At 40.6% G+C, this 12,621-nt stretch carries 10 protein-coding genes; 7 read left to right on the top strand and 3 right to left on the bottom strand.

Annotated elements, in window-relative coordinates; genetic code table 11:
• Window positions 1-16: 16 nt before the first annotated feature.
• Together rnc and smc are read left to right on the top strand one after the other, a co-directional pair.
• Entirely contained in the window at window positions 17-706 is a 690-nt protein-coding gene (gene rnc, locus ADH51_RS06815; RefSeq protein WP_048675450.1) for a ribonuclease III, read from the top strand.
• A 2-nt stretch (window positions 707-708) separates the two neighbouring features.
• Window positions 709-4,242: a chromosome segregation protein SMC gene (gene smc, locus ADH51_RS06820; RefSeq protein ID WP_048675453.1), complete on the top strand. Its 3,534-nt coding sequence runs from the start codon at window positions 709-711 to the stop codon at window positions 4,240-4,242.
• Window positions 4,243-4,632: 390 nt separating this feature from the next.
• On the opposite strand, the gene ADH51_RS06825 is transcribed toward smc, so the two are convergent.
• Both ADH51_RS06825 and ADH51_RS06830 read right to left on the bottom strand, forming a co-directional pair.
• Window positions 4,633-5,178: a DUF3278 domain-containing protein gene (locus ADH51_RS06825; RefSeq protein WP_048675456.1), complete on the bottom strand. Its 546-nt coding sequence runs from the start codon at window positions 5,176-5,178 to the stop codon at window positions 4,633-4,635.
• A gap of 26 nt (window positions 5,179-5,204) precedes the next feature.
• Window positions 5,205-5,402, bottom strand: coding sequence for a helix-turn-helix transcriptional regulator (locus ADH51_RS06830; protein ID WP_048675459.1), 198 nt, complete (start codon window positions 5,400-5,402; stop codon window positions 5,205-5,207).
• 438 nt (window positions 5,403-5,840) lie between these two features.
• Between ADH51_RS06830 and pheS the strand changes: the two genes are divergently transcribed.
• The 5 genes from pheS to ADH51_RS06855 all read left to right on the top strand — a co-directional run bounded on the left by pheS (window position 5,841) and on the right by ADH51_RS06855 (window position 11,210).
• Window positions 5,841-6,884, top strand: a complete 1,044-nt coding sequence (gene pheS, locus ADH51_RS06835) for a phenylalanine--tRNA ligase subunit alpha (protein WP_048675462.1) — start codon at window positions 5,841-5,843, stop codon at window positions 6,882-6,884.
• A 16-nt stretch (window positions 6,885-6,900) separates the two neighbouring features.
• The gene (locus ADH51_RS06840) at window positions 6,901-7,419 is read left to right on the top strand and encodes a GNAT family N-acetyltransferase (RefSeq protein WP_048675465.1); all 519 of its coding nucleotides are present in this window, start codon (window positions 6,901-6,903) and stop codon (window positions 7,417-7,419) included.
• 302 nt (window positions 7,420-7,721) lie between these two features.
• Window positions 7,722-10,130, top strand: coding sequence for a phenylalanine--tRNA ligase subunit beta (pheT, locus tag ADH51_RS06845; protein WP_048675967.1), 2,409 nt, complete (start codon window positions 7,722-7,724; stop codon window positions 10,128-10,130).
• Between the two features lie 68 nt (window positions 10,131-10,198).
• A complete protein-coding gene (locus ADH51_RS06850; protein ID WP_048675468.1) occupies window positions 10,199-10,780 on the top strand; it encodes a hypothetical protein in 582 nt (193 codons plus the stop codon).
• A gap of 91 nt (window positions 10,781-10,871) precedes the next feature.
• Complete coding sequence (locus ADH51_RS06855; RefSeq protein WP_002891184.1) at window positions 10,872-11,210, top strand: ATP cone domain-containing protein; 339 nt, start codon at window positions 10,872-10,874, stop codon at window positions 11,208-11,210.
• A 39-nt stretch (window positions 11,211-11,249) separates the two neighbouring features.
• Here ADH51_RS06855 and ADH51_RS06860 read toward each other — a convergent pair whose 3' ends face one another.
• The gene (locus tag ADH51_RS06860; protein WP_048675471.1) at window positions 11,250-12,515 is read right to left on the bottom strand and encodes a PLP-dependent aminotransferase family protein; all 1,266 of its coding nucleotides are present in this window, start codon (window positions 12,513-12,515) and stop codon (window positions 11,250-11,252) included.
• Window positions 12,516-12,621 lie beyond the last annotated feature (106 nt).

A 12,621-nucleotide genomic window follows, 5' to 3' on the forward strand; every position in this document is an offset into this window, starting at 1 on the left:
AAAGAAAGGAAGTTTTATGAATCAACTTGAACAAAAACTTGAGCAGGATTTTGGTATTGTTTTTAGCCAAAAAGAGCTCTTAGAAACAGCATTTACCCATACCTCATATGCCAATGAGCACCGCCTCCTAAACATTTCACATAATGAACGTTTGGAATTTTTAGGAGACGCGGCTCTGCAATTAGTCATTTCTGTTTATCTTTACAATCGCTACCCTAACAAGCCAGAGGGGGAAATGTCTAAGATGCGTAGTACTATCGTTCGTGAAGAAAGTTTGGCAGGTTTTACAAAGGCTTGCGGATTCGAGCAGTATATTCGTCTTGGTAAAGGGGAAGAAAAATCCGGTGGGCGTGAACGTGCCACTATCCTAGGTGACCTCTGGGAGGCCTTCCTCGGTGCCCTTTATCTGGATCAAGGCTTGCCTGCTGTTGAGAAATTCTTAAATCAGGTCATGATTCCTCAGGTTGAAAAGGGAAATTTTGACCGCGTCACGGACTATAAGACAGCCTTGCAAGAGCGTCTTCAGGTCAATGGTACGGTTGATATTACTTATACTGTTATCGACGAGTCTGGACCAGCTCATGCCAAAGAATTTACTATGCAGGTAGCTGTTGATGGTAAGGAACTCAGCACAGGTCTTGGAAAATCTAAGAAATTAGCTGAACAGGCAGCGGCAAAGGCTGCCCTTGAACAACTAGGAAATTAAGCATGTATTTGAAATCAATTGAAATGCAGGGCTTTAAATCCTTTGCGGATAAGACGCAAGTCATCTTTGACAAGGGAGTAACAGCCGTTGTAGGTCCAAATGGATCGGGAAAATCAAATATTACAGAGAGTCTGCGCTGGGCACTGGGTGAATCATCTGCCAAGAGCTTGCGTGGGGGCAAGATGCCTGACGTTATTTTTGCAGGAACAGAGGTTCGTAAGGCTCTCAACTATGCGGAAGTAGCGGTCACACTTGATAACAGTGATGGTTTTATCGCGGGTGCTGGTGAAACCATTCGTGTGGAGCGACATATTTATCGAAACGGTGACAATGATTACTTGATTGATGGTCGTAAGGTTCGTCTACGTGATATTCATGACCTCTTCATGGATACAGGTCTCGGCCGTGATTCTTTTTCCATTATTTCTCAAGGTCGTGTTGAGGCTATTTTTAATGCCAAGCCTGAAGAGCGCCGTGCTATTTTCGAAGAAGCCGCAGGTGTTCTCAAATATAAAACACGTAAGAAAGAAACGGAAAGCAAGCTTAATCAAACTCAGGATAATCTTGATCGTTTGGAAGATATCATCTATGAGCTAGATGGTCAGGTTAAACCCCTTGAAAAACAAGCAGCCACAGCCAAACGTTACTTGGAATTAGATGAAGAGCGTAGACAGACACAGCTTAATCTTTTGGTCCATGATATTGAAGTTGGCAAATCTGACTTGACCCAAACGCAAGAAGATTTGGCAGAGGTCAAGGACAAATTAACCAGCTACTATGAAGAACGTCATCGTTTAGAGACGGAGAACCAAGAACTCAAGCAAAAACGTCACCAAATTTCAGAACAAATTTCTTCTGACCAACAAACCTTAGTGGATGTCACACGACTTATTAGTGACTTTGAGCGTCAAATTGATCTTTATACCATGGAGAGTCAGCAGCGTTCAGAGAAAAAAGAAGAAAATGAAGCTCGTCTCAGTGAGCTAGAGCATTTGAAAGCAGAGGCAAGAGCATCCCTTGATAAGGTTAATCAAGGCCAAGTTGAATTGAATGCTGAGTTGGATAGCCTTGCTCAAGAGCTGATTGCTATTCAAAAAGAACTAGAGCAATTTTCTGATGATCCAGATACACTTATTGAACGTTTACGTGAGGACTATGTTGGTCTGATGCAGGAGGAAGCCAAAGTTTCCAACAGTTTGACTCAGGTCACTCACGACATGGACAGTCAGACACAAGCTCTTGAGGCACAAGCTGAAGAATATAAACAAGCTCAAGCGGATTTACTTTCCGCTCAGGAAGTGGCTAGCGAAGCCCAAAAAGCTTATCAAGCAGCCCAAGCGAGTCTTCAAAGCCTCTTAGCTAGTTACAAAGAAAAGGCTCAGGCTTATCAAGCTCTTGATAAGGACTACCAAGAGGCTCAAAAGCAGATGTTTGACCTCATGGATTATCTTAAAAGTAAAGATGCCCGTCGTCAAAGTCTAGAATCTATCCAGAAAAATCATTCTAATTTCTATGCAGGGGTGAAGGCTGTCCTTCAAAATGCCCAATCCATTCAGGGAATTATTGGCGCAGTCAGTGAACACTTAACCTTTGACACGCGTTATCAGACGGCTCTTGAGATTGCTATGGGAGCTAGCGGGCAAAACATTATTGTTGAGGACGAAGCGGCTGCTAAGCGTTCGATTGACTACTTGAAACGAAATCGTCAGGGACGTGCGACCTTCTTGCCTTTGACCACTATTAAGCCACGTCAACTTAATGGACAATTTGCTCAAAGTCTTGCCAATGCACCAGGTTTTATAGGTATGGCTTCCGATTTGGTTACCTATGAGGACCGCTTATCTAATATTTTCCAAAACCTCCTTGGGGTTACGGCAATCTTTGATACCATTGACAATGCCAATAAGGCGGCTCGAGCGGTTCGTTTCCAAGTGCGTATGGTTACTCTTGATGGCTCTGAGATTCGTCCAGGTGGTGCCTTTGCTGGTGGTACCAACAAACAAAATAATAGTCTCTTTATCAAGCCTGAACTAGATGCATTGACTGCTGAAATTAACCAGATTAAGGCTCAATTAAGTGATAGTGAAGCCAAAGTTGAAGCCCTTAAGGTTAAACGTAAGACTCTACAGAAAGAGCTAGAAAATCTTAAGGTAGATGGTGAGAATGCTCGTCTGCAAGAGCAAAAACTAGGCTTAGAACATCAACAAGCCTTGTCAGATGTAGAGAAAAATCAAGTCTTAGTAGATAGTTTCAAACAGGATTCTCAGGGATCTGAAGGTGCAAATCTGCAAGATAAGGCTGAGCAACTTAAAGCTGAGTTAGCACAAATTGCATCCAAGCGTGAGGCCATTAACGACCGTATTGAGGCCATTAAGGAAGACAAAGATGCTCTTGGTCAACAAAAACAGGTGCTCCTAGACAAGCAATCTGAACTTCAGTTGAAGGAACGTGACTTGCAGGCAGAATTGCGTTTTGCGAAGACAGAGAGCAATCGTCTTCAAGCCGACTTATCTGAGTTAATGCAAGAATCGGATAGTCTTAAGGCACTCCTTAACAACCAGGTTGATGAAGACCAAACTGACCGTCTTCCCCATCTGCAAGCGCAGCATAAAGAGGCTGTTCAACGTAAAGAGGATTTGGAACAAGCCCTTGTCCGTGCCAAGATTCAGGTGCAAGATTACGAAGGTCAGTTGGATGACTTGGAGGAGCGTTTGGCTAAAGCTGGTAATCGTAACGAGGACTTAATTCGTCAACAGACTCGTCTGGAAGAGCGTGAAAGTCAGATTAGTCAATCACTTCGTAAGTTTGCTACTCAGTTGGCTGAAGATTACCAGATGACACTTGAAGTTGCCAAAAGTCAGGCTAGCTCTCTTGACAATGTCGAACAAACCCGCCAGAATTTGCAAGGTCTTGAGCGTTCGATTAAAGCTTTGGGTCCAGTCAATGTGGATGCTATTGCCCAATTTGAAGAGGTTAAGCAACGTCTAGATTTCTTGAACGGTCAAAAGGATGATTTGCTCGAAGCCAAGAGTCTCCTTCTGAATACCATTAATGACATGGATGATGAAGTGAAATCACGCTTTAAAGCAACCTTTGAGTCTATCCGAGAAAGCTTTAAACAAACCTTTACGCAGATGTTCGGTGGAGGTTCAGCTGACTTGATTTTGACCTCAGACAATCTCCTAGAGGCTGGAGTAGAAATTTCAGTTCAGCCACCAGGTAAGAAAATTCAATCGCTTAACCTTATGTCTGGTGGTGAGAAGGCTTTGTCAGCTCTGGCCCTTCTCTTTGCCATCATTCGTGTTAAGACTATTCCATTTGTTATCCTAGACGAAGTAGAAGCGGCTTTGGATGAAGCCAATGTTAAACGCTTCGGTGACTACCTTAATCGTTTTGACAAGTCAAGTCAATTTATCGTAGTTACCCACCGTAAGGGAACTATGTCTGCAGCAGACTCTATTTATGGAGTAACCATGCAGGAATCAGGTGTCTCGAAAATCGTTTCAGTCAAACTGAAAGACCTTGATTTAGACTAAAAATAGATTATATTTTCATGAAAGATAGTTGATAGCTTTATCACTATCTTTTTTCATAGTCTCAAAAAATTTGTAAAGACTTTCAGAAAAAAATAAAGTTTGCGCTTTCAAAATTACGCAATCGATTGCGTAAAATGGCTTAACAAAGGCTATGATTAGGATTTTAGGGTTTATGAGAAAGAGGACGACTTGTCATTTCACACTGACATGTTACAATATTTAAGGAAATGTCATATGGGGATATGGTGTTTTTTGAAGTTAGTTATAGTGTATGTGTTAAGATACGATTTTCTGGACACATTTTAGGCTTCGAGTAAACAAGTCTAAGAAGTCTTCTTTCGAGCGAAAAATCCAGGCTGGGAAACCTGGATTTTTCTTTGTCTTTTTAGTTTATTGGTCACCTTTCTCAGCTTGAGATTTGGCTTGTTTGATACCAGCATTGACCAAGCCCTGCATGATAGCCCCAAAAAGGATAGCTTCAAAAATGCCTGATAGCATATTATGGATTGAGAATAATTCTGTCAAATAGTCTTTATTGTCAACTAAGAAGTGAACTAGGGGCATGCCTAAGAACATGCTAATCCCAAAGTATAAACCTGACTTAAGCCCCACGTGCTTAAGTTGTTTTTTCTCTTTCTCAGTCAGTTCTTCCTCGTCAAAAGCATTAACAGCACTTATCTTTAACTTATAAGTAAGGATGCTGCTAACTAACAGAATGATAATCAAGAGGAGGATAGGATAAATACGGGCCACAAGTTCAGGGTACTTAAAGCCTATAAGAAAGGCAATACAATTACCACAAAGTAAGGTAAAGAAAAGAACTACGAAAGCTATGTTACCCATTCGATCAACCTGTTGGCGCTTTTGTTCATCTAAAGGACCTGTGATACCATAAAAACGTTTAATTAGTTTGTCAGTGAAAGTTTCTTTGTTCATGATTTACCTCTTTCTAGCTTTTATCTTTATACCTTATTTCCATCCCAAAAGAGACTGTTAAGATCTGTGTTTAGTGCCTTAGCTAGATTTAGACAGAGCTCCAGTGTTGGGTTATATTTGTTATTTTCGATCATGTTAATGGTCTGTCGGGAAACACCAATAGACTTTGCGAGTTCTAGTTGCGAAAGCCCCATATTTTTTCTAAATTCCCTGACATGATTCATAATGGGCCTCCTTCTGAAAGACAAGTTAATGCGTTGCTGTAAGTTGCAATTTATTAATTATGTCAACTTTATCTGACATAATTGTAGCAAGTTCCTATGGATATGTCAATTATCTTAGACATAATTTTAATTTGGTATTAACTAAAGGTTTCTTTGTCAGCTCTTGAAAGCTTTTTGCTTTTTTGGTAAAATAAATGGTAATTGAATAGAAGTCGTAGAGACTAGTAACCTTATGGAAATTGACAGGGATTGGGGGCCATGGACTGGAAGCCTCCTCAAGGGAAGTTTGGTGAATTCACTCATGAAGACGACTGACGAATCAAGGTCTGGGTAACCAGATAAAAAACGGATGGTACCGCGTGTCAACGCTCCGGGTTGGAGTTTTGGCATGTGGTTTTTTGTTTGCGATTCGAAATTGTTACATCAGAAAGGAATCTCATGGATTTACAAACACAATTGCAAGAGTTGAAAACATCAACGCAGGCTAAATTGGCTGAAATGCGTGGTGAGCACTCTAAAGAATTACAAGAATTGCGTGTTGCAGTTTTGGGTAAAAAGGGCTCTTTAACGGACCTTTTGAAGGGACTTAAGGACCTTCCTAATGAAGAACGCCCTAAAGTTGGTAAAATGGTCAACGAAGTTCGTGACGTTTTGACTGAAGCTTTAGATGAAGCCGCTAAAATTGTCGAAGCCGCTAAAATTCAAGCACAACTTGACTCTGAAAGTCTTGACGTAACTCTTCCAGGACGCCAAGTCAAACTTGGTAACCGTCATATTCTTAGCCAAACAGCTGAGGAAATCGAAGACATTTTCTTGGGGATGGGCTTCCAAATCGTTGATGGTTTTGAAGTTGAAACAGATTACTATAACTTTGAACGTATGAACTTGCCTAAGGACCATCCAGCGCGCGACATGCAAGATACTTTCTATATTACGGAAGAAATTTTGCTTCGTACTCACACAAGTCCTGTTCAAGCTCGTACACTTGATAAACACGATTTTTCTAAAGGTCCTCTTAAGATGATCTCACCAGGACGTGTTTTCCGTCGTGATACCGATGATGCGACTCACAGCCACCAGTTCCACCAAATCGAAGGTTTGGTTGTTGGTAAGAACATTTCAATGGGTGATCTTAAGGGAACGCTTGAGATGATTATTCAAAAAATGTTTGGTGCAGAACGTCAAATCCGTTTGCGTCCTTCTTACTTCCCATTCACTGAACCTTCAGTTGAGGTTGACGTGTCATGCTTCAAGTGTGGAGGTAAAGGATGTAACGTATGTAAAAAGACAGGTTGGATTGAGATCCTTGGTGCTGGTATGGTTCACCCACAAGTGCTTGAGATGTCAGGTGTTGATTCTGAAGAATATTCAGGTTTCGCCTTTGGTCTTGGTCAAGAACGTATTGCCATGCTTCGTTATGGTATCAACGACATCCGTGGTTTCTATCAAGGAGATGTTCGTTTCTCAGAACAGTTTAAATAAGGTTTAGGAGGTTATCATGTCAGTAGTTATTCGTAAGGTTCTTCCGGAAGAAGTAGCAGAATTAAAAGTTATCTCCGAAGATACCTTTAGAGAAACTTTTGCTCATGATAATACCGAGGCCCAGTTGCAAGGTTACTTCGACACCGCACTTTCTGAAGAAGTTCTCTTAGATGAAATCACTCATGAAGAATCGCGATACTTTTTCATTCTCGTTGATGGTGAAAAGGCAGGTTTTCTAAAGACCAATGTTGGTTCTGCCCAAACAGAGCAGCACCTGGACAATGCCTTTCAAATTCAGCGTATTTATATCAGTCAGGCCTTCCAAGGCATGGGCTTGGGTAAGCAATTATTTGAGTTTGCTTTACAAGAAGCTCGTGAACTTGCTTGTGATTGGGCCTGGTTGGATGTTTGGGAAAGGAATTTTAAAGCACAGATATTTTACGATAAATATGGCTTTGAAAAATTTGCAGAACACGATTTTCCAGTTGGTGACGGTAAAGTAGACCGTGACTGGTTGCTTAAATTAAAACTATAAACCGATTATTCAGTTGATAGAGAGGATTTTATAAGGCGATTAAACGTATCAGTTCGTCTTCCTCTTATATCAGCTATACATATTCCTAAATTACAGAAAGGATTTGAACCCGCCCTAAGTAGAGGTTTAAATTCTTCTCTCATTTATCAGTTGAACTGATAATTTTACAGAAAGGATTTGAATACGACCTCAAAGTTCGAGATTTAGATAAGTCGCTACTGAAATTAGGATTTCAGGCGACTTCCTAAAATCTTGTCACTTTGGTCCTTGCTGTGCAAGGACACGGTCTTAATATCATTATTATGCTAGTTAGTTATAAATGGTTAAAAGAGTTGGTTGATGTGGATGTTACCACTGCTGAACTCGCTGAAAAAATGTCGACGACAGGTATTGAAGTGGAAGGTGTTGAAACACCTGCTGAAGGCTTGTCTAAATTGGTTGTTGGTCATGTCTTGTCATGTGAAGATGTGCCTGAAACACATTTGCACTTGTGTCAAGTAGATACAGGAGATGCTGAAGGTCCACGTCAAATTGTTTGTGGTGCTCCAAATGTCACTGCTGGCATCAAGGTAATTGTTGCCATTCCTGGTGCCCGTATTGCAGACAATTACAAAATCAAAAAAGGTAAGATTCGCGGCATGGAATCTCTCGGGATGATCTGTTCTTTGGCAGAGCTTGGACTTCCAGATAGCATTATTCCTAAGGAATTTGCGGATGGTATCCAAATTTTGCCAGAAGATGCCGTTCCTGGCGATAGCATTTTCCCATATCTTGACCTTGATGATGAAATCATCGAATTGTCAATCACACCTAACCGTGCGGATGCTCTTTCTATGCGTGGTGTGGCACATGAAGTTGCTGCAATCTATGGAAAATCTGTTCACTTCCCAGAAAAAACGGTTACTGAAGACAGCAAACCAGCTTCTGATAAGATTTCAGTAGCCATCGAAAGTGATAAAGTGGCTACTTATGCTAGCCGTGTGGTTGAGAATGTTACTGTTCAACCAAGTCCACAATGGTTACAAAATCTTCTTATGAATGCTGGTATCCGTCCAATCAACAATGTGGTAGATGTGACAAACTATGTTCTTCTTTACTTTGGACAACCAATGCACGCCTTTGATTTGGACAAATTTGAAGATTCACGAATCGTTGCCCGTGATGCCCGTGAGGGTGAAAAATTGGTGACTCTCGATGGTGAAGACCGTGAATTGACTGCTGAAGATATTGTTATTACAGTTGCTGACAAACCAGTTGCTCTCGCAGGTGTTATGGGTGGCGCTTCAACTGAAATTGACAACAATTCTAAAAATGTTGTTCTCGAAGCTGCTGTATTTGATGGTAAATCAATTCGTAAGACAAGTAGCCGTCTCAACCTTCGTTCAGAATCATCATCACGTTTTGAAAAAGGTATCAATAATGATACTGTCCTTGAAGCCCTTGATTTTGCTGCAGCAATGTTGCAAGAATTGGCAAATGGAACGGTACTTGCAGGCCGTGTTCAAGCGGGATCTGTTGACACAGAGCCAGTTCAAGTTTCTACAAGTCTTGACTATGTGAATGTTCGCCTTGGTACAGAATTGACTTTTGCAGATATTGAAGATGTCTTTGCGAAACTTGGTTTTGGATTGACAGGTGATGCCGATAAATTCACAGTATCTGTACCACGTCGTCGTTGGGATATCAGTATCCAAGCAGACCTGGTTGAGGAAATTGCACGTATCTACGGCTATGAAAAATTGCCTACGACACTTCCAGAAGCAGCAGGAACGGCCGGTGAATTGACTGAAACACAAGCACTTCGCCGTAAGGTTCGTAGCATTGCTGAAGGTGCTGGATTGACTGAAATCATCTCATATGCTTTGACAACACCTGAAAAAGCCGTTGAATTTGCTGCGACACCAAGTAATTTGACTGAGTTGATGTGGCCAATGACTGTTGACCGTTCAGCTCTCCGTCAGAATATGGTTTCTGGCATGCTTGATACGGTTGCTTACAATGTTAACCGTAAGAATAGTAACGTTGCTATTTACGAAATCGGTAAGGTCTTTGAACAAAAGGGTAATCCAAAAGAGGAATTGCCAAATGAAATCAATACCTTTGCCTTCGCTATTTCTGGTCTTGTAGCTGAAAAAGATTTCCAAACCAAAGCAACGCCAGTTGATTTCTTCTATGCCAAAGGTATTGTTGAAGCACTCTTTGATAAACTTGAAGTTTCAGTTGACTATGTACCAACAAAAGACCTAGCAAGTATGCACCCAGGTCGTACAGCTGCTATTGTACTTAATGGTCAAACTATTGGATTCCTTGGTCAAGTTCACCCACAAACTGCCAAAAACTATGGCATTCCTGAGACTTATGTGGCTGAAATTAACCTTAGTGCTGTAGAAGCTGCCTTGCAACCAGATCAACCATTTGTTGAAATCACAAAATTCCCTGCAGTATCACGTGATATCGCCCTTCTTCTTAAGGCTGACATCACCCATCAAGAAGTTCTGGATGCTATTAACTCTGCTGGAGTGAAACGCTTGGTTGCCGTTAAACTCTTTGACGTTTATGCAGGTGAAAAACTTGGTTCGGGAATGAAATCAATGGCTTATAGCCTTACCTTCCAAAATCCAAATGACAACCTTACAGACGAAGAAGTTGCCAAATACATGGAAAAAATTACTAAAGCTCTCACTGAAAAGGTCGAAGCAGAAGTACGTTAATCATTAGAAAATCCATCTGAGAAGATGGATTTTTAAGTGATTAGACGATATTACATAAAGGAGATAATTTGTTTTTAGAGTTCTTTGACGGGGTATGGGGACATTACACTTTTGAATCTGATAAAGTCAATGTTCTGATTGATGGTTTACCCAGTTTTGCTTATCCCTTGGGGCAAGTAATATTTGTATTATTAGTCTACAGGTTATTCGTTCATCAATATTTTAAAAAATTTTTAACCATGTCACCTCGGGATATTTGGGCTTGGCATAAAGAAACGTTCCGCAAAACTAAATTATCTTTCATTGTCATTCCAATAGTTTATTTGTTCGTTTTCGGAATGACCTATGTTTTAGTTGATGATGTTTTGGCTACCGTCACTATTTACAAAGACTATAGAGGCCCTATAGCTAAAACCATTGATGGTCAAGTTGAACAAATAGATATTAGTCATGTTGGGACAAAAACGAGTAGTGCTAGGATTAATGCTCACTTTGTAAGCTCTGACGGGCAGACTTATGACATTCACCTGATAAATGGTGATAAGAGAATCGCTAATTATATGCGGCATCATAAGTCAGAGTCCTACACGGCAACCCTATCCTTTGATAAACATGGCAAACCAGTTTACATTTCTAAATTCTGGGAATAAGCAGTCTGGATAGCTCTTTCAGGGATTTGCACTTGACAAATATGTAAATTCTCTGCATAATAAAAGAAAAAGCCATGAAAAGAGGGTAGCCATGCAAATTATTAAACGTAATGGTCAAGTTGCTGAATTTGATCCTGATAAAATTTACCAAGCCATCTTAAAAGCAGCACAGACTGTGTATGTTCTTGATGATACTTGGCGCCAAAACCTTGCTCAAGTTACGAAAAAAGTAGTGCTTGATCTTCAAGATGCTCAGGTGGAACGCCCAACCATTAACATGATTCAGTCATTGGTTGAAAATCGTCTCATGGAAGCAGGCTTTATTAATATTGCTGAGCATTATATTTCATACCGTTTGCAACGAGATTTGGAGCGTAACGGTTATGGTGACAAGGTCATTGTCCACCTACGCTTTGAGCAGACTAAATAAGAAAAGCCATCAAGCGATGGCTTTTTTTGTGTCTAATTGTCACTTTGTCTTTTTTAAAAGTTTTATAAAGGATTCCAGTTCCTGTCCATGACCTACTTGCAGATAAGTTTCAGAAGTTGGTCTAATAAAGGAGGATTCTAAAAAGCGAATCTGCTTGTGGGCTTTGAATTTTTCGAGTGAAAACTCCTTAGGAAGTTGCCAAGTCACATGTCTAGGAGAAATCTGATAAGGAATGCTAACCTTAGATTTGTCAATGATTGCTTGACTTTTAGCCATGTTTTGTTGAAAGAGGTCACCAAGTTTCTTAATGTTTTTTTGGAACATGCCATTTTCGAGATAAACGGAAAGTGCTTTTTGCATGATGAGATTGGTATCATAGTCAATAAGTCCCTTGTGGCTCAAAAAGGTAGGCTTAAGATTAGGAGGTAAGACAAGGCTACCTAGACGTAAACCTGGAAAAAGAGCCATGGAAAAGGATTTGATGTAGATGGTCTGATTTTGGGTGTCATAGTAGTGAATCGGGAGATTTTTACTATCGCTAAAGTCTCCCATATAGTCATCCTCGACGATATAAACATTGTACTGATTGGCAAGTTGGGCTAGCTTTTCTTTTTCACTGGCAGAATAGCTTAATCCAAGAGGGTTGGAGTAACGACTGATGGTATAGAAGAACTTAATCTGTCCAGATGTAAAGTACTCTTCCAAGCGGTCAAAATCTAAACCATCAAAACCACGGTTAATCGTCTCGTAAGCTAGATTCTGACGGTTGACGAGCTGGTTCATGCGATGATAGGTAGGTTGTTCTAAGAGAATTTTGTAGCCCCCATTACCAAAATCCATCTGTGAAAGGATGTAGAGGGCCTGTTGACTTCCTGAGGTTATGACAATCTGATCCGAATTGACATAAATATCGTCAGCTATTAATCGACTCTTTAAGGATTCAAGCAAATCTTTGAGTCCGGCTTGTTCATGATAATAGTTGAAGAGATAGTCTTGATGACCCGCCAAACTTTCATCTAAACACAGCTTAAAATCCTCGTAGGCCAATTGATTGTAGTCGTTAAGGTTAAGAAGAACCTTATTATCGACTTCATTGCGACCTTCGAGGACGTAATAGCCACTTTTGGGTACGGCGTAAATATAGTTTTGATACTTTAGTTCCAAGAGTGCTCTTTGGGCTGTGTCCTTACTACAGGCATAAGTCTGGCTTAGTTGACGAATAGAGGGGAGCTTACTCCCTTTTTTCAAAGTCCCATTTTGGATATCTTTGATGATGGTCTCGACAATATCTTGATAAATACTCATAACTGACCCCTTACAGATTTTTCCTTATTGTACCCTACTTGTCCTCTGAGAGCAAGATGTCTGGAGACATTTGACAAGATTATTAGATTTTGACATAATAAAAAGG

The sequence above is a fragment of the Streptococcus sp. 449_SSPC genome (assembly GCF_001073005.1).
Lineage (GTDB): Bacteria > Bacillota > Bacilli > Lactobacillales > Streptococcaceae > Streptococcus > Streptococcus salivarius_F.